At 63.7% G+C, this 21639-nt stretch carries 20 protein-coding genes; 6 read left to right on the top strand and 14 right to left on the bottom strand.

Annotation, left to right across the window (positions count from 1 at the left end):
* Positions 1-33 precede the first annotated feature (33 nt).
* Both A6B35_RS26330 and A6B35_RS26325 read right to left on the bottom strand, forming a co-directional pair.
* Positions 34-246: a cold-shock protein gene (locus A6B35_RS26330; protein WP_006202521.1), complete on the bottom strand. Its 213-nt coding sequence runs from the start codon at positions 244-246 to the stop codon at positions 34-36.
* Between the two features lie 247 nt (positions 247-493).
* Positions 494-706, bottom strand: coding sequence for a cold-shock protein (locus A6B35_RS26325; protein WP_006202520.1), 213 nt, complete (start codon positions 704-706; stop codon positions 494-496).
* Positions 707-1189: 483 nt separating this feature from the next.
* On the opposite strand from A6B35_RS26325, the gene A6B35_RS26320 reads away from it, so the two are divergent.
* Together A6B35_RS26320 and A6B35_RS26315 are read left to right on the top strand one after the other, a co-directional pair.
* The gene (locus A6B35_RS26320; protein WP_006202518.1) at positions 1190-1597 is read left to right on the top strand and encodes a Kazal-type serine protease inhibitor family protein; all 408 of its coding nucleotides are present in this window, start codon (positions 1190-1192) and stop codon (positions 1595-1597) included.
* 243 nt (positions 1598-1840) lie between these two features.
* Positions 1841-3475, top strand: coding sequence for a tetratricopeptide repeat-containing sulfotransferase family protein (locus tag A6B35_RS26315; RefSeq protein ID WP_040582870.1), 1635 nt, complete (start codon positions 1841-1843; stop codon positions 3473-3475).
* Positions 3476-3699: 224 nt separating this feature from the next.
* Here A6B35_RS26315 and A6B35_RS26310 read toward each other — a convergent pair whose 3' ends face one another.
* From A6B35_RS26310 to A6B35_RS26290, 6 genes are all read right to left on the bottom strand, one after another.
* Positions 3700-4053: a DUF1428 domain-containing protein gene (locus A6B35_RS26310; protein ID WP_006202516.1), complete on the bottom strand. Its 354-nt coding sequence runs from the start codon at positions 4051-4053 to the stop codon at positions 3700-3702.
* Between the two features lie 10 nt (positions 4054-4063).
* Positions 4064-4492: a VOC family protein gene (locus A6B35_RS26305; protein ID WP_006202515.1), complete on the bottom strand. Its 429-nt coding sequence runs from the start codon at positions 4490-4492 to the stop codon at positions 4064-4066.
* Between the two features lie 193 nt (positions 4493-4685).
* On the bottom strand, positions 4686-4859 hold the full coding sequence (locus A6B35_RS36285) for a hypothetical protein (RefSeq protein WP_006202514.1): 174 nt from the start codon (positions 4857-4859) through the stop codon (positions 4686-4688).
* Between the two features lie 128 nt (positions 4860-4987).
* The gene (locus A6B35_RS26300; protein ID WP_006202513.1) at positions 4988-6514 is read right to left on the bottom strand and encodes an ABC-F family ATP-binding cassette domain-containing protein; all 1527 of its coding nucleotides are present in this window, start codon (positions 6512-6514) and stop codon (positions 4988-4990) included.
* A 279-nt stretch (positions 6515-6793) separates the two neighbouring features.
* Positions 6794-9850, bottom strand: coding sequence for an excinuclease ABC subunit UvrB (uvrB, locus tag A6B35_RS26295; protein ID WP_006202512.1), 3057 nt, complete (start codon positions 9848-9850; stop codon positions 6794-6796).
* Positions 9851-9969: 119 nt separating this feature from the next.
* A complete protein-coding gene (locus A6B35_RS26290; RefSeq protein WP_006202511.1) occupies positions 9970-11220 on the bottom strand; it encodes a hypothetical protein in 1251 nt (416 codons plus the stop codon).
* 165 nt (positions 11221-11385) lie between these two features.
* Here A6B35_RS26290 and A6B35_RS26285 point away from each other — a divergent pair, with 165 nt between their 5' ends.
* Together A6B35_RS26285 and A6B35_RS26280 are read left to right on the top strand one after the other, a co-directional pair.
* Positions 11386-12441: a CapA family protein gene (locus A6B35_RS26285; protein WP_006202510.1), complete on the top strand. Its 1056-nt coding sequence runs from the start codon at positions 11386-11388 to the stop codon at positions 12439-12441.
* Positions 12442-12513: 72 nt separating this feature from the next.
* Complete coding sequence (locus tag A6B35_RS26280; RefSeq protein ID WP_081482154.1) at positions 12514-13482, top strand: DUF3137 domain-containing protein; 969 nt, start codon at positions 12514-12516, stop codon at positions 13480-13482.
* A 16-nt stretch (positions 13483-13498) separates the two neighbouring features.
* On the opposite strand, the gene A6B35_RS26275 is transcribed toward A6B35_RS26280, so the two are convergent.
* Both A6B35_RS26275 and A6B35_RS26270 read right to left on the bottom strand, forming a co-directional pair.
* The gene (locus tag A6B35_RS26275; protein WP_040582868.1) at positions 13499-13993 is read right to left on the bottom strand and encodes a YegJ family protein; all 495 of its coding nucleotides are present in this window, start codon (positions 13991-13993) and stop codon (positions 13499-13501) included.
* Between the two features lie 53 nt (positions 13994-14046).
* Entirely contained in the window at positions 14047-14304 is a 258-nt protein-coding gene (locus tag A6B35_RS26270) for a SemiSWEET family sugar transporter (protein ID WP_040582867.1), read from the bottom strand.
* Positions 14305-14614: 310 nt separating this feature from the next.
* Between A6B35_RS26270 and A6B35_RS26265 the strand changes: the two genes are divergently transcribed.
* Positions 14615-15241: a hypothetical protein gene (locus A6B35_RS26265; RefSeq protein ID WP_006202506.1), complete on the top strand. Its 627-nt coding sequence runs from the start codon at positions 14615-14617 to the stop codon at positions 15239-15241.
* A 6-nt stretch (positions 15242-15247) separates the two neighbouring features.
* Here the strand turns inward: A6B35_RS26265 and A6B35_RS26260 are convergent, their stop codons facing one another.
* Positions 15248-15763, bottom strand: coding sequence for a hypothetical protein (locus A6B35_RS26260; RefSeq protein WP_006202505.1), 516 nt, complete (start codon positions 15761-15763; stop codon positions 15248-15250).
* Between the two features lie 886 nt (positions 15764-16649).
* Here A6B35_RS26260 and A6B35_RS26255 point away from each other — a divergent pair.
* Positions 16650-17588 carry a diacylglycerol/lipid kinase family protein gene (locus A6B35_RS26255; RefSeq protein WP_006202504.1) on the top strand — a complete coding sequence of 313 codons (939 nt, stop codon included), beginning with the start codon at positions 16650-16652 and terminating at the stop codon, positions 17586-17588.
* Between the two features lie 92 nt (positions 17589-17680).
* On the opposite strand, the gene A6B35_RS26250 is transcribed toward A6B35_RS26255, so the two are convergent.
* From A6B35_RS26250 to A6B35_RS26240, 3 genes are read right to left on the bottom strand one after another with little or no spacing between them, the layout of a single operon-like run.
* A complete protein-coding gene (locus A6B35_RS26250) occupies positions 17681-18598 on the bottom strand; it encodes an NAD(P)-dependent oxidoreductase (RefSeq protein WP_006202503.1) in 918 nt (305 codons plus the stop codon).
* Positions 18595-19806, bottom strand: coding sequence for a mandelate racemase/muconate lactonizing enzyme family protein (locus tag A6B35_RS26245; protein WP_006202502.1), 1212 nt, complete (start codon positions 19804-19806; stop codon positions 18595-18597). The genes A6B35_RS26250 and A6B35_RS26245 overlap by 4 nt, the downstream gene beginning before the upstream one ends.
* Positions 19803-21419 (bottom strand): GMC family oxidoreductase, encoded by a 1617-nt coding sequence (locus A6B35_RS26240; RefSeq protein WP_006202501.1) that lies wholly within the window; start codon positions 21417-21419, stop codon positions 19803-19805. Before A6B35_RS26240 ends, A6B35_RS26245 begins: the two co-directional genes overlap by 4 nt.
* Between the last annotated feature and the right edge of the window lie 220 nt (positions 21420-21639).

Below are 21639 nucleotides of genomic sequence, written 5' to 3'. Positions count from 1 at the left end.
CATCAGCCTCCGTCCGATCTGTCTTGAGCCGGCTTAGCCGATCGACAGATTGACGGCCTTCGGACCCTTGCCGCGCTTGTCCGGCTCGGTGTCGAATGTCACTTTCTGCCCATCCTCCAGACCGGGAAGACCCGACGCCTGCACGGCCGAAATATGGACGAAGACATCCTTCGCGCCATCGTCCGGCGTGATGAAGCCGAAGCCTTTGGCATGATTGAAGAATTTGACGGTGCCGGTCTGCGGCATGGGAAGCTCCCTTTGATCCCATAAACTCCAGTCTCGGGCCGGCAAATGCCCGAATGGAAATTTGTCCTTTATTTTAGCGCTATCGGCAAGAGAAAGTTTTTGCACGCGCCGGCAAGCATTTAGCGGCATGGAAAAGGCGCGACGGATGACCGTCGCGCCTTCAAAAACTCAATCCCGGCCTGGAAGCCGGTTCATGACCTTGCAGCTTGCTTCGCTGGTCCGCGTGGACGAACGCGGGCCAGACGGATCAGGCAGCGCGGAGATTGACCGCCTTCGGGCCCTTGCCCATGCGGTCGGGCTCGACGTCGAAAGTGACCTTCTGGCCGTCGACCAGCGTGCGCAGGCCCGAAGCCTCGATCGCCGAAATGTGGACGAATACGTCCTTGGCGCCGCCATCGGGCGTGATGAAGCCGAAGCCTTTGGTCGCGTTGAAGAATTTAACGGTGCCGGTCTGGGCCATTGGGGAAACTCCTTCACCCGTGTCAGTCTTGTGGTTTGCCCGCCGCCTGGCGCCGTGGGCAAGTCCCGGTGGTTGCTTCGGCAGTCATGCATTGGCGCATGGTCAAACCCCCCGCCGAAAACGGGGCCGTCAGAGATTCACAGTATCGGGGAAAGGTCGTCCAAAACGTTCCGCTCTCCGGGTCGCAAATGCCCGAACACAAAATTTATCGCACGGAAACGTGATGGTTGCAAGACAGGGGCCGCGAGGCACCCCGATGGGCGCTTCGCAACGCAAGGTTTCGATAGACCTGGCCTCCGGTCCGGTCATCGGCCAGAGCCTGTTCGAGCATGGTCCAGAGCGCATGCCACGATGCTATTCGAGACGCGGGCGGCGGTATGATACGCCTCCGGTCTTCCGCAAACGGGGGTTGCATTTGGCAAGGGAATAGCGAGGATCGGCAGGCGTGTTTTGCGCCGGGACGGGGGCTCGAGGGAGATATTCATGAAATTTCTTGTGACGCTTTTCTCGCGACAGGGTTTTGCTCTTCTATTGCTGTCGGCACTTCTGGCCGCCTGCACCGTGGTGGTGGACGAGGGGCCCGGTCCGCGCCCGCGCCCACCGAGGCCGGAGCCGCAATTCTGCACCAGGGAATATGAGCCAGTTTGCGCCCGTCGTGGCGGCGACCGCCAGACCTTCGCCAATGCCTGCCTCGCCGACAGGGCGGGATACCGTATCGTGCGAGATGGCCCATGCCGCGACGGCGGTGGCGGCGGTGGTGACGAGCAGACCTTTTGCACGCGCGAATACGCTCCCGTCTGTGCCCGCCGTCGAGGCGAGCTGCGCACCTTCCCGAACGAATGCGAGGCTCGCGCTGCCGACTATCGCATCGTCGGCGACGGCCCGTGCTGAGCGACGCAGGAACAGGCGTCCCCATCTCTCCGTTTTGGCGGGGAGATGGGCGCGACCTGCCCGCCAAGTGTCATGACCCGTGCGGCAATGTCCGTGCGTCTTGAAACTGCCGGCCGTATGGCTTAGGTCCGGCATGCGGACAAACACGGCAGGTTTCCCATCAACAGAGATCAAAGAAGAGCGGCAGGCGCGGGCGCCAGATCGGGTTCAGGAGGGCAGCCGCCCACGGTGCTCGATCGGTATGTGCAGCAGGCGCTGCAGCTGCACCAGACCGGGCGCCGGCAAGAGGCCGAGACGCTCTATCGGCAGGTGCTGGCGCAGAAGCCGAACCATGCCGCCGCGCTGCATTTCCTCGGGCTTTTGCTGCATCAGACCGGGCGAAGCGAGGAAGGGCTCGATCTCATCGAGCAGTCGGTGACCCTGCAGCCGAAGAATGCCGACTTCCTCAACAATTTCGGCACGGTCATGCGCGACCTTGGCCGTGTCGATGCTGCCGTCGATTTCTTCCGTGGCGCAGTGGACATCCGGCCGGACCAGCTTGCGGCGCGCGACAATCTCGGCTCGGCGCTGAAGCAGCTCGGCCAGTTCGAGGGTGCCGAAGAGATCTATCGCGGGACGATCGGCCGCAACCCCTTCCATGTGCGTGCCCGCATCGGGCTTGCCGAAACGCTGCAGGAAGCGGGCCGGCTGGACGGGGCGCTCGCCGTCTTCCGCGAGGCGCTGACGTTCCGGCCGAAGGATGCCGAACTTCTGTATGGGCTGGGCGTCGGCATGATGGAAAAGGGCAAGCTTGGCGAGTCTGCCGATCTCGCCCGGCAGGCGCTGGCGATCGATCCCGGCATGGCGAAGGCCTGGCTGCTGCTGACGCAGGTCAAGCGTCAGCAGGAGCGCGACGCCGAGCTTGCCGGCATGGAGGCCCAGCATACCAAGGCGCCTGAAGGCAGCCTGGCGCGCATGCAGCTTTCGTTCGGCCTCGGCAAGGCGAATGACGATCTGAAGGATTATGGCCGCGCCTTCGACTATTTCGCCGAAGGCAACGCCATCCGCCGCAAGGGCATCGACTACGACGCGGCGAGAACGCGCGACGAATTCGAAGCGATGAAGGCGGTCTTCGACAAGGCCTTCTTCGACAAGCACAAGCCGAGCGCGACCGCCGACGACACGCCGATCTTCGTCGTCGGCATGCCGCGCTCGGGCACGACTCTGGTCGAGCAGATCATCGCCAGCCACCCAAAAGTCTATGGCGCCGGCGAGCTCAGCATTCTGAAGACGGCGGTCGGCAAGCAGTTTCCGCTGAGCATGCAAGGCGGCTTTCCCTGGGGGATCGCCGACATGCAAGACAAGGCCTTCGCCGAGGCGGGGCAGGCCTATCTCGACATGCTGCACGCCCGCTATCCCGGCTTCCGGCACGTCACCGATAAGATGCCAGGCAACTTCCTGCTGGTCGGCTTCATCCATCTGATGCTGCCCAAGGCGAAGATCATCCATTGCGCGCGCGATGCTGCGGCGACCTGCCTGTCGATCTACAAAGTGCATTTCCGCGGCGACAGCCATCGCTACGGCTACGACCTTGGCGAGCTTGCCGACTTCCACAATCTCTACACCGACATCATGGCGCATTGGCGCACCATGCTGCCGGGCGTCGTGCATGATGTGCGCTACGAGGATTTCGTCGCCGACCAGGAAGGCCAGACGCGGGCGCTGATCGCCCATCTCGGCCTGCCTTGGGACGATGCGGTGCTGTCGTTCCACGAGACCGAACGTCCCGTGCGCACGGCCTCCGCAGCGCAGGTGCGCCAGCCGATGTACCAAGGGTCAGTCGACCTGTGGAGGCGCTATGGCGACAGGCTGAAGCCGCTGCTGGACAAGCTGGCGTAGCGAGCTGGTCGCCGGCCGAAGCATCTCAGCTTCGTCATCCTAGGGCGAAGCAGGAGCGCAGCTCCGTCGCGAAGACCCTAGGATCCATTCCGTGACCTCGATCGAATGATGCAGCGGAGCAGAATCCTGCACCGTTGCAACGCCTTTAGGTCACGGCATGGATCCTATGGTCTGCGCCGCGTCGCTTCGCTCCTTGCTCCGCCATAGGATGACGAAGCGATGGGTCAAAGCTCGATGAACGACTGGAAGCCGCCAAAGATCATGCGCTTGCCGTCGAACGGCATTGTCGGCCAATCGGCCTTCAGCCGCTCGTCGACCATTATCTTCGCCATCACTTCGTCGCGCCGTTTTCGCGACTCGTAGACAACCCATGCAAACACGACGACCTCGTCATCCTTGGCCTGCACGGCGCGCGGGAACGAGGTGAGCTCGCCATAGGGCACGTCGTCGCCGATGCATTCGACATAGGAGAGCGCGCCGTACTCCATCCAGATGGAGCCGGCTTGCCCAGCCATCTTCTTGTAGGCGTCGAGATTTGCCTTGGGCACGGCGAGAACGAAACCATCAACATAGGACATCGTGCTTCTCCTATGCCTTTTTCACAGGCGCGTTCATCGCCCACTCGACGCCGAAGGGATCGCGCATATTGCCCCAGCGATCGCCCCAGAACATCACTTGCAACGGCACAACAACTTCGCAGCCGGCATCGACGGCGCGCTGCCACCAGGCTTCGATGTCGCCGTCATCGAGATGGAGTTGCATGGTGTAGCCCTGCGGCTTGACCGGGGACATCCCCTGCTCGGGATAGAAATCGGAGATCATCAGCGTCGAGCCGTTGATGTGAAGGTGGATGTGCATGGTGCGGCCCTGCTCATCGGGCGGATAGAAGAACACCTGCTCGGCGCCGAAGGCCTTCTTGTAGAATTCGGCGGCCTTGAAGGCGCCGTCCAGCTGAAGGTAGGGCGTCAAGCCGCCGAGGACTTTCGCGGCAGGCTGGGTTTGCGGCTGATCGTTCATCTTTTTGCTCCTCTTTGCGTTTGGTTGGGCCTTGCGAACCGTAGGACGAATGAGGTGGCGGCGATCCTACACGGCCGACGGGATTTTTTCAGTGCCGCGACCGAGGTGCCGGTCGTCGGCGGTTGAAGTGGCCCTGGAGCCTGTCAATGACGCCTGCCGCAACCGGTTGGGCAGCCGCTTTCATCTCGCTCGCTCAGGGAGCCCTGCAAATCCGAGGGCCGTTTTGCGCGTCGACGATGATTTCCGGCCAGCCGATATCCTTGCGCAATTCGATCGGCAGTGAAAGGAGCGCGCGCTCGCTGCGGTAACGGGCGCGGGTCGCCGCGTAGCGGGCGGCGATGCGGCCAATGGATGACAGAATGGACATGATGCTTTCTCCTCGATTGAAACCGGCATCATCGTGTCGGCATCCCAAGGACGTGGCAGGCAAATGCGATCCTACAGATCGTCGAAAATTTTGGCCGGCCCACGACAGGCCGGCCCCTGGGCCTGTCGTCAGGTGACTGTCTCGGCCACCGAACGAAAGAAATCCTCGGGGCTGTCGACCTCCGTCAACCGGCGCTTCTCGACCAGCCAGAAGCGGTTGCCGACGGCGCGGATGAAGGAGCGGTCGTGCGAGGCGAGCACGCAGCTTGCCTGATGAGCCAGAAGTTCCGATTCCAAGGCTTCCTGGCCGTCGATGTCGAGATGGTTGGTCGGCTCGTCGAGCAGATAGAAGTTAGGATTGGCAAGCCGAAGCGCCAGCATCATCAGCCGCGCCTTCTGGCCGCCGGACAGCATGCCGATCTTGCGCTCCTGCATGTCGATGGCGACACCGGCGCCGGCGAGCAGCGTGCGGGCGCGTTGCTCGCCGACATCGTATTTTCGCGAGACCATCGCCAGCGGCGTGTCGTTAGCGCTCATGCCCGACAGCGCCTGGTCGCTGTAGCCGAGCACCGTCGACGGCGTCACCTTCACGCTCTGCACGGTTTCGGGTTCGGCAATGGCATTGCGGATCAGGGTGACGAAACGGGACTTGCCGGCGCCGTTGCGGCCGAGCAGGACAATGCGGTCGCCTTGGCAGATATGGCGCTTGCCAGTCCTGAACAGCAACGTGCCGTCGGGTGTTTCGATCGCCGCATCTTCGAGCGTGATCAGCACTTTGGCGTGCGTGCCGCGATTGGCGAGCCTGATCGCGCCGGCCGATTTCTCGCGATGCGCGGGTGCTGCCGCCTCCTCCAGGCGCTCCGCCCGCTGGTTGAGCTGCTTGGTCTTGACCGTCAGCAGGTCGCTGCCCGAATTGATGCCGATATTGTTCAGCTTTGCCGCCTGCCGGCGCAATTGCTGTGCCACCTTTATGTCGCGCTCGAATTTGCGCTCCGTCGAGGCGTCAACGTCATCCAGCGCGTCGCGTGCCCGCGAATAGGGCAAGGAAAACACCGGCGACTGTTCGGGCCGCAGGAACAGCGTGCGGTTGGTGATGGCGTCGAGGAAGGCGCGGTCATGGCTGGCGATGACGACAGGCACTTCGCGCGGCAGCGCGTTCAGCCAGGTTTCCAGCTGGCTGATTTTCGCGAGGTCGAGATGGTTGGTCGGCTCGTCGAGCAGCAGCACGTCCGGGTCTGTGACCCAGACGCGGGCAATCAGCGCCAGCCTCTGCCAGCCGCCGCTCAAGGCACGCATCGGCCGCTCGCGCATCGGTTCGGGCACGTCGAGGGAATCCAGCACCACGTCGACGCGCCACAGTTCGCTTTCAGCCTGCTCGGCGGGCAAGGCGTCGGCCACGGCCTGATGGAAGCTGCAATCGAGGAGAGCGTCCGGGATGGATTGTTCGACATGGCCGATGCGCAGGCCACGCGTGCGGGTGATGTCGCCAAAGGTCGGTTCCATCTCGCCAGTCAGGCATTTGAGCAAGGTGGATTTGCCGCGGCCGTTGGCGGCGACGATGCCGAGCCGGTCGCCTGTGCCGATGGCGAGGTCGAGGTTGGAGAAGAGCGGCGCACTCATGGTGACGCCGAGGGATTTGAGGCTGATCAGGGCCATGTCGATTTCTCTGGTCTTGCCGGGAAAAACACCGGCTCATGCACTTTGTCGGTGCGCGGGCAGGCCATCAGGCCAAGCACTGCAGCACCACGAAGGGCAGACCAAAAATCGAAGCGGGAATAACCCGGACCGTCCTGGTCAGCCCTGCAAGCAAGCTCGCAGGGCACAGACAGGGCCGCGCTGACGGTGGTGATCGATAAACACGCAGCCCTCCTTTCAAGACGTTTGAGTTGGAGAACTGGCTACACCAGAGGCGGGGCCGATGGCAAGGGCGGTGTACTACCGACCGGGTCTGCCAGTCTTGCCGGGCCGGCGTTTCTCGCGGCGGGCATCTACCGGGTCCTCGTAGGAGCCGATACCGGCGCGTTCGCGCTTGACCGGCTTTTCGCCTTCGATCGGCGTTTCGGTACGCCGCACCGTCATTTCGTCGAGCGAGTTCTTCTTGAACAGCGGCTTGGTGGCCTCGCCCGGAATGCCGAAGTCGGAGCCGTGCGCCTCGGCCGCCGACTGCTTCTTGAACAGTGAGCGCGAGACGGCGCCCGCCGGCGTCGGCATGTCGGTGCCCGGGCCCATGTCGTCAATCGACGGTTTGGCAAACAGCGGCTTCTTCACCGGTACGGCGCCATCGGCGCCCATGTCGTCTAGCGCCGGCTTGCGGAAAAGGTTGTGCCGGGCAGCCTTGGCCGCCTCTTCGGCCGCACGTACCTCATCGAGCTTGCGGAAACGCTCCTGTTCCTCGGCCGTACGATGTTTGGCCACACCCTTGTTGTGCTTGCCCTTCTCGCGGCCTGAGGCAGGACTTTGGCCTTCCACCTCGCGCGCCAGCGGGTCGTCGGAGATCGCAAGTTCCATCTCGCGCAGCCGCTTGATCTCGTCGCGGATGCGGGCGGCCTTCTCGAAGTCGAGATTGGCGGCGGCGTCGCGCATCTGCTTGTCGAGCGCCTCGAGATGCGCCTTGAGATTGTTGCCCATCATGGCGCCGGCGCTGTCGGTGAATTGCGAAATGTCGGCGCGGACATGGTCCTTCTCGTAGACCGAGTCCAGGATGTCGGAGATGCGCGACTTGACCGATTCCGGCGTGATGCCGTTGGCGGCGTTCCACTCCATCTGCTTTTCGCGGCGGCGGTTGGTCTCGGCCATTGCCCGCTCCATCGAGCCGGTGACCTGGTCGGCATAGAGGATGACCTTGCCGTCGACGTTTCTGGCGGCGCGGCCGATGGTCTGGATCAGCGAGGTTTCCGAACGCAGAAAACCTTCCTTGTCGGCGTCGAGGATGGCGACGAAACCGCATTCGGGAATGTCGAGGCCTTCGCGCAAAAGGTTGATGCCGACCAGCACGTCGAAGGCGCCGAGGCGTAGGTCGCGCAGGATCTCGATGCGCTCCAGCGTGTCGATGTCGGAGTGCATGTAGCGGACGCGGATGCCCTGTTCGTGCAGGTACTCGGTCAGGTCCTCCGCCATGCGCTTGGTCAGCACGGTGACCAGCGTGCGGTAGCCGGCCCTGGTCGTGTCGCGGATCTCGCCGACGACATCGTCGACCTGGGTCTTGGCGGGACGCACCTCGACCGGCGGGTCGATCAAGCCGGTGGGACGGATGACCTGCTCGGCGAACACGCCGCCGGACTGTTCCATTTCCCAGCCGCCCGGCGTTGCCGAGACGGCGACGGAAAGCGGACGCATGGCGTCCCATTCCTCGAAGCGCAGCGGCCGGTTGTCCATGCAGGACGGCAGACGGAAACCATATTCGGCCAGCGTCGCCTTGCGGCGAAAGTCGCCGCGATACATGCCGCCGATCTGCGGCACGGTGACGTGGCTTTCGTCGATGAAGACCAGCGCATTGTCGGGAATGTATTCGAACAGGGTCGGCGGCGGATCGCCTGGCTGGCGGCCGGTCAGATAGCGCGAATAATTCTCGATGCCGGCGCAGGAGCCGGTCGCTTCCAGCATCTCCAGATCGAAGCGCGTGCGCTGTTCCAGCCGCTGTGCTTCCAGCAGGCGGCCAGCCTTTTCAAGCTCTTGCAGCCGGAGCTTGAGTTCTTCCTTGATCGACTTGATGGCTTGATTCAAGGTCGGGCGCGGCGTCACGTAGTGCGAGTTGGCGTAGATCTTGACGCTCTTCAGCTCGCCGGTCTTCTGGCCGGTCAGCGGGTCGAACTCGGTGATCGACTCGATCTCGTCGCCGAACATCGAGATGCGCCAGGCGCGGTCTTCCAAGTGGGCCGGAAAGATCTCGATCGTGTCGCCGCGCACGCGGAACGAGCCGCGGACGAAATTGACGTCCTGGCGCTTGTATTGCTGGGCGACGAGATCGGCGAGCAGAGCGCGCTGGTCGAGCCGGTCGCCGATCTGCATCTGGAAGGTCATCGCCGTGTAGGTCTCGACCGAACCGATACCGTAGATGCAGGAGACCGAGGCGACGATGATGACGTCGTCGCGCTCGAGAAGCGAGCGCGTCGCCGAGTGGCGCATGCGGTCGATCTGCTCGTTGATCGAGGATTCCTTCTCGATGAAGGTGTCGGTGCGCGGCACGTAGGCTTCCGGCTGGTAATAGTCGTAGTAGGAGACGAAATACTCGACGGCGTTTTCCGGGAAGAATTTCTTGAACTCGGAATAGAGCTGCGCGGCCAGCGTCTTGTTGGGCGCCAGGATCAAGGCGGGGCGTTGCGTCTCCTCGATCACCTTGGCCATGGTGAAGGTCTTGCCGGAGCCGGTGACGCCGAGCAGCACCTGGGTGCGGTCGTTGCCGTCGACGCCCTCGACGAGATCCTTGATCGCCGTCGGCTGATCGCCTGCCGGCTCGAAATCCGACACCATCTTGATGGTGATGCCGCCTTCGGATTTTTCCGGGCGGGCAGGGCGGTGCGGCGTCCACAGCACGCCGTCCTTGTGGAGGGGATTGCCGGATTCAATGAGCGCGGAGAGCGCGGCCACCGTGGCGGTGACGCCGCTGGAGGTCATCGTCTCGGCTTCTTCCAGCGAGATGTCGAGCCCGGCAACCGGGTTGAGACCGGCCGCGGTGCGCTCCCTGGCCGTCGCCGCGCCACCCATCGAGGTGCCACGCGCCGTCCGGCCAGGAGAGGCGGAGCGCTCCGGGATTTTCTTTGCAGCTTTCGGCTTCGGCTGCTGCTCGGCCTCGCGCTCGATCTGTTCGGCCCAGTCGGCGATCGAGCCGGTCAGCGGCGTACCGGAGAATTCGGTCTGCGGCGCCTCGGCAAAGCCGCCCTTGTGGAGCGGCTCCGAGGCATCGAGGAAATCGGTCAACGGGCTGCGCCGCTTCGGCGCGCCACGGTCGTCTTGCGCCGCCGAGGGCGTTTTCTTGTCGGGAAGTTTGGCCATGACCCGAATATGGGAGGACTCGGCCAAAATGGAAAGAGCGGAGTGAGGAGGGCTGCACGGCCAGGTCAAGCTGCTGACAGAAGGCTGTCAGGAGCGGTGGCGTGCCGAGATGTCCCCGCTCAGTTGAACCAAAGCGCGAAAGTCAAAAAGCCGGCGCCGCCGAACTGACGCTGGATCTGGTCGAACTCGTCGCCGGTCAGGATCTTGCCGCTTTCGAGATAGGGCGCGATGGCCGGGCCGGTGATCGACAGTACGAGGTCGAAGGGTTTCGGCTCGTCGAAGAAGCGCTTCATGTTGATGCCCTTGTCGGCGATGCGGAAGTGCGGCAGCAGCAAACGGCCTTCGAGCAGGTCCTCGGCCATGGTCAGCGCTGCCAACCAGGCTTGAACCTGTTCCTCGCCGACCTCGAGGCCGGTGAGCGGGTTGGGGCCCTTCTGCTGCGGGCCGGGCAGCCATTCTCGGTCATTGTCGGTCTCGGCGCGGATCGCCTTCCAGTCCTCGCGCGACAGCCGGATCATCTCGAGCAAATGGCGGCGCGCCGCTTGCCGCCGCTCCGGCTCGACCACCTGCCAGTTGATGAGATGCACCAGCGAGATGAAGTCGGCCAAGCGCCATTCGGACGAAAAGACGCTGCCGTTCATGCCGCCGTCGAGCGGAACGAGCGTGTCTTGCAGCGGCAGTTTGGCGCGCGGAAACAGCATGTGGAACGAGCCGTCGAACATGCTCCTGAAATCATGCGCCAGCCAGAAATCGGCTTGCGCCATCAGGAACTCGGCATAGCCCTGCAGCCAGTAGCCGTCGGCACGATCGAAGCGGAAGGTGAGGGCGGGAGCGGCGGTGTCTTGCACACTGCCGCGCGACAGGGCCGCCATGATGGCGACGGCGCTTTCGTCCAGCGCGATCTGGCCATCCTCGTTGAGATCGATGCCGAGGCGGCCGAGGTCGATGGCCATGCCGATATCCGCATCGGCAGGCACCGAGCCCAGCGTGGCGGCGGATTTCTGCAGCCGGTCGCGGAAGGCGGTCAGGATGGCGCGGAATTCTTCGTAGGTCAGGGGCTCCGGGTTGGGATTGTCGGGCACGGGGAGCCGCATCAGCGGCAGCATGAAGGATTGCGGGCTGTCGAAACCGTGGCGGTGCAGGCCGCCTGCCAGGATCTCCAGCGCGGTGAAGAATTCGCCGGCGCCGGCGGCATAGGCCGAGGCGGGATCGCTGGGGGCGGCAGCTTCGAGCGCGGCGAGCGCGCCATCGCGGTCGGCCACGGTCTTGGCCTCGAACAGGGCTGCCGGATCGGGAGCGGCGTCGCTGGCGGAAGCAAGCGGCAGCAGCAGGATGACGGCGGAGGCCATCAGGCTCGACAATCGCTTCATTGGGGTCCCTCCCGTTGCGATCCTGCCGCAACATACACGCATTCGGATCGCCGCGCCTGCCGGTCTTCAACCGCAACGATGCGACGGCACGGGAGCCGACTGCCGACAGATGCGCTTCAACCGATCGGGCAGACAGTCTACACAAGGCAAACAATTGGGCGCCGCGTGTCGAACTATCCGCTCTCCTACAAATTGTCCTGGCTGCCGCGCTTCCTCCGGCCGTCGCTCGGTGGCGACGTGCGCGGCTTCGCGCCGGCGGACGGGATGCTGATCGAACCGCCGCCGGCGCGCATGGTGCGGCTGGCCTTCGTCGGCGATATTTCGGCCGTCGCCAATCGCAGTGCACCGGACTGCGATCCGACGATCAAGGCATTGCTTGCCTCCGCCGATCTGGTGGTCGGCAATTGCGAAAGTCCCATAGTCGAGCGGCCGAACGCGGTGATGGGCACGCGGCTCGGTACGCATCATGCGATGACCGAACGCTTCCTCGCCGAGGCATTGGCGGCTGTCGGCATTGCGCGCGAAAAGCTCGTTCTGTCGCTGGCCAACAACCATGTGCTCGACCAGGGCGTCGCGGGTTTCGATGAGACGGTCGCTGCGTTGATGCGACTGGGCATCCGCAGTATCGGCACGCTCGCCAAAGGTCCGGTCGAGCGGCTTGCGGTCGGGCCGCTGACTATCGGCTTTGCCGCCTTCACGCTATGGCGCAATGCCGATGCCGAAACGTTCTCGGGCCGCGTGTCCATGCAAGGCGACCCGGCGCTATGGCCGCCTGCTACGGCCAAGGGCGTCGATCTTGTCTGCGCGGTACCGCATTGGGATTGGGAGTTCCGGCATTTTCCGCGCGCCGAAACGCGGGCGCTGGCCAGGCAGCTGGCCGGGCACGGCGTCGGGCTGATCGCCGGGCACCACGCCCATGTCGTGCAGCCGATCGAGCGGGTCGGCGACACGCTTGTCGCCTACGGGCTTGGCGATTTTCTCGGTACCGCCTTTGCCCGCCAGCCATGGCCGGGCCGTCTCGGCTCCATCTTCACCGTCGAAGTCAGCGCCGACCTTGGCATGCGCGGCAAGATCGCCGCCTATCGAATGCATCCGTTTATGCGGCTGCGCGCCGGCGACCATGAGCGGCTGGTTCCGGTTAAGGCGCTGGCGGGTGGCATCCGCGACAAGGTCGACGCCCGGCTGAAGGCGATTTTTGGCGAGCAGTTCGCACGCGTGTGAAAAGCCGCAGGCTGGCGACTTTCCGGCAAAAGCGGTTATCATGCGACAGAGGCAGGCTTGCGGGGGGTGGCGGTGGAAACAACGGATTTCATGCCGAGCGAGGCGGTGATCGCCGGCATCAGGAAGGATATCGAGGCCTATGAGGCCGGGCGGGCGTCGGCCTACCGGCAGGTGCGCTGGCGGGTGCCGGTGTTCATCGGCCTGGTGGTGGCCTTCATGGTGCTTGTCGCCTGGCTCTTCAACAAGGTCGCCGACCCCTACGAGCAATGGTTCTCGACTCCGCACGTGTTCCTTTATTTCGGCAGTTTCGTTGCGGCGCTGCTGCTTTACTTCCAGGCGGTGAAGCCGGCGACCAGATTGCAGCAATCCTTCCGCGAGACGCTGCTGCCGATGATCTTCGGCTTCATCCAGGACATACGCTACCAGCATGGCGTTCACCCGAATTCCTTCGACCGGCTGCCACGCGAGACGGTTGGCCCCTTCAACCGGCAATCATTCGACGATGTCTTTTCCGGCCGTTACGAGGGGTTTGCGTTCGAGCTCTATGAGGCAGAGCTGCGCGAAGGGACCGGCAAGGGTTCGTCGACGGCATTCAGAGGCGTCATCGTCGCCTTCGAGACGATCACACCATTCCCCGGCACGCTGGTGGCGACGCGCCGGGCCAATGTGGTCGTCGGCTTTTTCCGCGGCATGTTCGCCAGCAGGATGGAAGAGCTGTCCTCCGGCGTTTCGGAACTCGATGCCGCCTACGAATTCCGCACCGACAATGTCGAAGCGGCGCGGCCGCTGGTGAGCGGCCGGCTGGCGCAGGCGCTGAAATGGCTCGGTGAAACCTGGCCCGACGATCCGGCGCGCGTGGCGCTCGATGGCAGTGACGGGTTCCTGCTGCTGCCGCAGCCGAAGGACTTCTTCGAGTTGCCCGACATTTCGGTGCCGCTCGACTACCAGACCCATGTCGCGCCGATGATTGCGGATATGGGCGCGATGCTGGCGACGGCGGCACTGGTGCGCAAGATCGGCGCGAAGGACGAGCAGGCTTAGAAAGGCAGGCGCGCAATCAGCAGTCGAAGCGGTAATTGCTTCGTACATAGTCCGCGTCCTGCTTGGACATCTTCTTCAGCATCACGCAAACGGTAAAGCTGCCGACCTGATGGCCGTTCCTGGTGTAGCCCCAGTCGGAAATATCGTCGCGGGAAAATTTGATATACTGGCCGTTCACGACATTTTGGACCAGTTTCGGCTCGTTCGCCAATACGCCAGCAAAGCCGTTAGCGGTCCGCTCGAAAGGGATGACCCAGAAATGCTCCGTCGCATTTCCGTCGACGATCATGACCTTCAACTTGAAGTCGTCCGTTCCCGGCGGCGGAGCTTCGGATAAGGCGAGGAAGTCGTCCAGGCTGGATCGGGCCTGCGCAATCGCCGCCGTCATCTCCGGATCATCCCGGGCCACCATCACGATCTTGTCGTCGCCTTGATCGGCGCTTTGCGCTCGAACAGGCGCGGGAACAAGCGCCAGCATCAGGGACAGCATGGCGTAGGCTGGAAACTTCATGGCACGGCCCCTCACGAGAATGGCCGGCATCATCATGCATCAAATTCGGATTTTCAACCGAAGCGCAGCTTCATGCCGAGGATGGCGATTACGAACAGGAACGTGACGCCATTGGCGAGGATGACCGGCCAGGAGCCGATCAACAGGCCGTAGAGCGTCCACAGTAAAACGCCGGTGGCGATCGAGCCGGTGGCGAACAGCGAGATGTCGCCGGCACGGCGCTCGCGCGCGACCTTGGCGACCTGCGGAATCCAGCCAAGCGTGGTGATGAGCGCGGCCAGCGCGCCGATAATTTCGATTGTGGGATGCAAGATGGCGACTTTCGAAGAGGCACGGATTGTGCGGTGCACCATATGCCAGATCGGTCGAACCCTGGGAAGCAGTCAGTTTCGGCTGGCCCAATGAACAGACCAATCCGGGTCGATCGCATCGCGGATCAACTCCAGATTACCGGTTTCGGACCAAGCAGTCCGTGTTCCAAGGACGGGTGAGGGCATGCCGTTTCGGCAACGGCCTATGGTTTTCGCGAGGCGGCCACGCTATCCGTCACGAGGGGATGCTATGTGGTTGAACGAAAATGAAGGCGTTTAGCCAAACCGCTTGAAGAGAAGAGGACAAGCCATGCGAACGAGACTTGCGGCTGCAGCGCTTGCCGTGATCGTGTCTTGCGCCGGGCTGGCCCGCGCCGATGATTTGAAAGCCTTCAAGCTGACGATCGATGGCGTGGTGGTCGACATCGACCCCGGCGAGGACGTGGACGTGACCTTGCCCGGCGGCAAGACGAGCAAGGTGCGGATCGATCGCAATGACTTCGCCACCTTCTCCGGCACGACTTTTTCCTTCGTTCATCCAAGCAACATTGCGATCACCAAGAGCGATCTCAGCGACAGCATCACCCAGTATCTCATGGCTTCGGCCCTCGGCACGATCGTCTTGGTGCAGGAATATGACAAGATGAACCCGGTGTCTCTCAACCAACTGATGCTGCAGGAGATGACGAGGGAATCCGTTCAGGCGGGCGGAACCCTGACGCAGGAACCGACGACCCGCAAGCTCGCCGACGGCAAGGAACTGACCGGCGTCAAGGCCACCGTGAAGACACGTACCGACAGCGCCGACTTTGAGATCGTCGGCTTCGGCCTTGCTGATCAGGGGCTGCTGTTCATCACACGAATAGGCGATCAGGACGTTGCAACCGAAAAGCCGCTGATCGACAAGTTCTGGGAGAACCTCAAGGTCAAGCTGTAGGAAGGACTACAGTCCGCTCGGCATCATCCCCGCCAGCCAGTTTGCCGATCGCTTCGCCACGTCGACGGTCGCGGATGCGGCGCGGCTGAGATCGGTCTTGACCACGGCGTAGCCGGCCTTGGTGCGGTAGAGCACGGCTCGGCCGCCATCGACCGCCGCTTCATAGGCGACGGGCCTTGCGGCTTCCGTTTCCATCGCCGTCACCGGCGATCCGACGGGAATGCTCGGCCGGTGACTGAGTTCAGGCGGCAGCGGGTCGCTCGCGGCTTGCCTCGGCGTCGTCAACTCGGGCCCCGAGGCGATCGCCGCCAACTCGGAGGACGGTACCGAACCCTTGGTGCGGCAAATGCCCGAGACCAGCGGATAGTTGAAATTCTTCTGGTGCAGCATCTGGCTTTTCATCGCCGCCTCGCAGTCGGCGATGGTCGCCCACTTGGCCGGCGTCTCGCCGATATATTCGCAAAGCTTGGCGTCGCAGTCGCAGCCGACGATGGTCATGGCGACAAGGGCGGTCTTGATCACGGTCTTGTCCCTTTATGTTGCCTCCCCCACCAGCACCAATCGCTGCGGAACAAGGCGGGATTTGGCCGCCATTGTGAAATGTGCGTGACGGAATGTTTCTGAGATGCCGGCTGAGACCGAAAAACGTCAGTCGTCGTATACGCGCTCCTGGCGCCGACCTCGATCAAGCGCCGTGTGCAGCTTGCGCATGGCGACGGTTAGCCCGGTGCGGCGCGTGGCTGAACGATGCGCGTGGGGATAGGCCAAAAAACAGTCGGCGCTGGGATTTCTCCCAGCGCCTCCCTGTCAGATCAGGACACGGTCACGGCAGCAACTTCCGCAAAGTCGTCGCGCCAAGCCGGCCTTGATTTTGACGGTCCTGCCAGTCACCACCCGAGGGTAGTGTCCGTTCCGGACCACGCCGATCTCCACCCTTGCGAGCTTCGCCCAGCGTGCCATCGAAGGTCTTTGCCGTCCTTCATGGCAGCATCGGTCCGCCGTCGGCGTTCGCACGCTTTCCGCGGCCCCGTAGGTCTCGGCTTCCGTCCCTCCAGCAGGCAAGCCTGCTATCGCTCAGGGCCGTACGGGCCTCAGGAAATCCGCCTTTTCGCTTTGCCTTTCGGCTTGGCGATCGGTAGCCGCCTGAGATGGGTTCAATGTACGCCGGGTAAGTGTCCGGGGAAACCGCCCCGGGCCTGTGGATAGCGGGATTATCGGGGACCAAGCGCCGCGGCGAAGCAATTTTTCGGCGGAGCGCTCGGTTCGGCTGAATCCGGTAACCCGGCCTTGTCAGCCGCAATCGCGCGTTGCCGTATATTCGGTGCTTGCTCCGCAAGGCAGCGCGGGCTTCAATGCCGGCAAAGTAGCTGAGACGCAAGCGTTTCCGAAAGCCTTTGGGGGAGGTTGCTTGAAAGTCGGGGTGGTTCTCAATCCGATAGCCGGCGGCGGCAGGCTGAAGCGGCACTGGCCGGAGGTCGCGGCATCGCTGAAAAAGCATTTCGGCGATTTCGAGCTGCGCGAAACCCAGGCCGATGGCGATGCCGAAAGGCTGGCGCTCGACCTCGCCGCCAGCGGCTTCGATCTGGTGATCGCGGCGGGCGGCGACGGCACCGCCAGCGAAGTCGCCGATGGCCTGTTGCAGGCGTTCGACGAAACCGGCCGCACGACCGAGCTCGGCCTGCTGCCCTGCGGCACCGGCATCGATTTCGCCCGCGGGCTCGGCCTGCCGCGCGAGGTCGATGCGACGCTCAAGCATATTGCCGAAGCCAAGCCGCGCAAGGTCGATGCCGGGCGCGTCTGCTACATCGACGATCATGGCGCGCTGGCCAGCCGCCATTTCATCAACATCGCCAGCCTGGGCATGTCGGGCGCTACCGACCGCGCGGTCAACGCCGACAAGCGCAAGGGCAAGGTCTCGGCCAAGGCGCTGTTTTTCTGGCGCACCGTGGTGGAGTTCGTCCGCTATCGGTTCCAGGATGTCAGCATCACCGTCGACGATGGCACTCCGGTCGAGGCGCGCATGGCGCTGGTGGCGGTGGCCAACGGCAAGTTCTTCGGCGGTGGCATGATGATCGCGCCGGATGCCGAACTGGACGATGCGCAGTTCGACATCGTCATTCTGCGCGCGGCGAGCAAGCTGCAACTGATCCGGGATATCAGGCTGCTCTATGGCGGGCGGCACCGCAACCATCCGGCAATCACCATCCTGCGCGGCAAGAAAGTGGTTGTGGAACCGCTCGGCGATGTGGAAAAGAACGGCGCGCTGGTCGACATCGACGGCGAGTCGCCGGGTCGCATTCCCGCTACCTTCGAGATCCTGCCAGGCGCGCTGACCTTAAGGTATTGATTCAGGCGGTTAACGAATTGATTCAGGCCGTTGCGGGCATGAATCCGGCGACCTGCTCAATGCTCTGAAATCGCTTGTAAAATTTAGCCGCCTCAGATTTCCAGCTTGGCCGGAAAACCGGGGGCACGCAGCTCGGTGCCGACCGCATCCTCGAGCAGTTTGACGATCTGGGTCGACCAGGCGGTGCCGCCATAGGCTTGCTTGCCCTGCTCGAAAATCGCGTTGACGCGCATGGCGAGGTCGAGCGGCACGCCGAATGTCTCGCCCATGTCGAGCGCGAAGCCGAGGTCCTTCAGCGCCAGGTCCATGGTGAAGCCGATGTCGTAGGAGCCGTTGAGCACCAGCTGGCTTTCGGTCTCGTGGACGAAGCTGTTGCCGGAGGAAGCGACGATGGCGTGGTAGGACTGGGCAAGGTCGAGCCCGCCCTGCTTGGCCAGCATCAACGCCTCGCCGGCGGCGACAAGGTGGATGAAGGCCAGCATGTTGGTGATGACCTTGATGACTGCCGCCGAGCCGATCGGCCCCATCAGGAACGACTTCGCGCACATCGCCTCGATGGCCGGTCGGTGGCGCGCGTAGAGTGCTGGATCGCCGCCGACCAGCGCGGTGATCTTGCCGACGGCGGCCAGATGCACGCCGCCGGTGACCGGGCACTCCAGCACCTCGACGCCTTTTGCCGAAGCGAGCGCGGCCAGGCGCACGATCTCGTCGCGGCCATTGGTCGACATCTCGATCCAGGTACCGCCTTTGGGCAGGCCTTCGAGCAATCCATCGGAACCCGCCAGCACTGCTTCACTGACTTTGGGCGAGGGCAGGCATGTGATGGCGTTGCCGGCGCGGGCGGCGGCCTCTGCGGGGCTCTTGGCGGCAACGGCGCCGAGGGTCACGAGGCGCTCGACGGCGGCCGGATCGCGGTCGAAGACGGTGACGGCAAAGCCGTTGCGCAGAAGGCTGGCGGCAAGATTGCCGCCGAGATGGCCAAGGCCGATGAAGGCGTAGCTTTCGCTCACGGCATCAACGGCGTCTGCATCATCTGCAGATGCAATTCCTTGCCGTCATAGGGATGCGCCTCGCAGACCGCCTCGTCGAGCTCGACGCCGAGACCGGGCTCCTCCGACGGGATGACGTTGCCGTCCTGCCATTCGATCTTCTTCTTCAGCAACGTGGCGTGAAAACCGTCCCACTGCTTCAGCGATTCCAGGATGAGGAAGTTGGGCAGTGTCACGGCGAGCTGGATGTTGGCGGCGCCGACGATCGGCCCGCAATAGCAGTGCGGCGCGACCTGGATGTGGTAGGCCTCGGCCATGGCGGCGATCTTCTTGGTTTCGAGAATGCCGCCGGAGCGGCCGAGGTCGGGCTGCAGGATGGTGGCGGCGCGGTTCTCGATGACGCGGGCGAATTCGAACTTGGTCGTCAGCCGCTCGCCAGTGGCGATCGGGATGGAGGTGCCGCGAGCGACCTGCGCCATCACCTCGGGCATGTCCGGCGGCACCGGTTCCTCGAACCACAGCGGATCGTAGGGTTCGATGGCGCGCGCCAGCCGCAGCGCGCCCGAGGCGGTGAACTGGCCGTGCGTCCCGAACAGGATGTCGGCGCGTGTGCCGACCGCCTCGCGGATCGCCTTGATCATGCGGGCGGAGAGATCGATGTCGACGAGGCGCGGCTGGTGGCCGTCGAAGGCGGTGTAGGGGCCGGCCGGGTCGAGCTTGACCGCGTTGAAGCCCTGCTCGACATATTCGAGCGCGCAGGCGGCGGCCAGGTCCGGATCGTTGTAGACGTTCTTGCCGCGCGCATCCTCGGAATGGACGCTGCCGGTGTGCGGATAGAGGTAGGTGTAGGAGCGCAGCGTCTCGTGCACCTGGCCGCCAAGCAGCTTGTAGACCGGCTTGTTGGCCTCCTTGCCGATGATGTCCCAGCAGGCCATTTCGAGCGCCGAGAAGCAGCCCATGCCGGACACGTCGGGGCGCTGGGTAAAGCCGGACGAATAGGCGCGGCGGAAGAAATTCTCGATGTCGTGCGGATCGCGGCCGACGAGATAGCGCTCGGCCATGTCCTCGATCATCTTCGCCGTCACATGGCCGGAGAAGGTGGCGTTGTAGGCCTCGCCATAGCCGACGACGCCGCCATCGGTGGTGAGCTTGACGAAGATGAAATATTTGCCGCCGATGCCGGGCGGCGGGTTGCCGACAACCCAGGTCTTGACGTCGGTGATCTTCATTTCTGATCCTCCAGAACAAGTTCGGCGCCCTTCCATCCGGTCAGGATGGAGGCGGCATTGGTGTTGCCGGTGATGTTGTCGGGAAAGATCGAGGCGTCGATGACGCGCAGGCCTTCGAGCCCATGCACCTTGAGGCGCGGATCGACGACGGCGCGCGCTGCGTCCGGCCCCATGCGGCAGGTCGAGACGGGGTGGTAGACCGTGCCCGAGCGCTTCCTGAAATCCTGAATCAGATCGGCGTCCGAAGTGATTGAAGGGCCGGGCAAAACCTCTTCCTCGATGATCTCGGCCATCGCCGGCATCGAGGCGATCTTGCGGACGAACTTCACCGCCGCCAGCATTTCGTCGACATCGGCGTTGGTCGAATAGGCGTTGGCCGTGATCCGCGGATAGTCGCGCGGATTCTTCGAGCGGATCATGATCTCGCCGCGGCTCGACGGACGGCAGTTGGAGAGACCGATGGAAAAGCCGGGCCAAGGGTCGGGCGTCAGGATCGGGCGCTCGCCGCTCTTCGGAATGACGGTCGAGAAGGCCTGGAAGTAGAGCTGCATGTTGGGGCGTGCAGCGGTCGGGTCGGTGCGGAAGAAACCGCCGGCATTGTTCATCGATAGCGACAGCGGGCCGGAGCGCAACAGGATGTATTGCATGCCGACCAAGAGCTTGCCCCACCATGGCCGCAGGACCTGGTTGAGCGTCGGCAGCCTGCCCTTGAAGGTATAGTTGATGCCGACATGGTCCTGCAGGTTCGCGCCGACATTCTCGTTTGTATGAACGATCGGAATGCCCAGCCCCTCGAGCAGCGCCGAGGGGCCGACGCCTGAGAGCTGCAGCAACTGCGGCGAGTTGATCGAGCCGCCCGACAGGATCACTTCGCGGCCGGCGCGGGCCGTCTTCGTCTCGCCGTTCTGCTGATATTCGACGCCGACGGCGCGCTTGCCCTCGAACAGGATCCTGGTCGCCAGCGCATTCGTCTCGACGCGCACGTTTTTGCGCTTCATCGCCGGGCGCAGGAAGGCGCGGGCGGCCGACATGCGGCGCCCGTTCCTTGTGGTGATCTGGTAGATGCCGACGCCTTCCTGGGAGGCGCCGTTGAAATCCGGATTGACCGGCAGGCCGGCCTGCTGGCCGGCGGCGAGATAGCGCCGGGTCAGCGGGTGGACGGCGTTCGTGCAGTCGGTGATGTGCAAGGGACCGCCGACGCCGCGCCATGTGTCGGCGCCGGCCTCATTGTCCTCCAGTGCCTTGAAGGCCGGCAGGAGATCGTCATAGCTCCAGCCGGGATTGCCGGCGGCTGCCCAGGCGTCGAAATCCTCGCGCGCGCCCCTGATATACACCATGGCGTTGATCGAGCTGGAACCGCCCAAAAGCTTGCCGCGCGGCCAGTGGTCGGCATTGCCGGCGAGGCCGGGGTCCGGCTCGGCCTTGTAGTTCCAGTTGACCGCCGGGTCGAAGAAGGTCTTGCCGTAGCCAAGCGGCATCTGCACGTAGAAGCGCCTATCGGTGCCGCCGGCTTCGAGTACCAGCACCGAGAAGCGGCCCGAGGCCGACAGTTTCTCTGCCAGAACCGAGCCGGCCGAGCCGGAGCCGACGATGATGAAATCATAGGTCTGCATGATGGGGTGGGCGGCTCCGGAATTCAGGCTGCAGCCTAGACGTGGCGGTGTTCCAAAGTCGCCGGGCCTTCCGGCATGCGTTGTGAAAAAAGCGACTGGCAATTGTCGGTCTATTTGGCCTGCGACCTTGCTGCAACCTCTCACGAACGGCGTGATCGAGCACAAGGTGTTTTGTCCTGCATTCTGCTTGCATCCCCGGCGGCACCGCCACCGATATTGC

This window comes from Mesorhizobium amorphae CCNWGS0123, from assembly GCF_001686985.1.
Taxonomy (GTDB): domain Bacteria; phylum Pseudomonadota; class Alphaproteobacteria; order Rhizobiales; family Rhizobiaceae; genus Mesorhizobium; species Mesorhizobium amorphae.
Note: the sequence above shows the minus strand (reverse complement) of the source record. Positions and strands in the feature narration are given on the sequence as shown.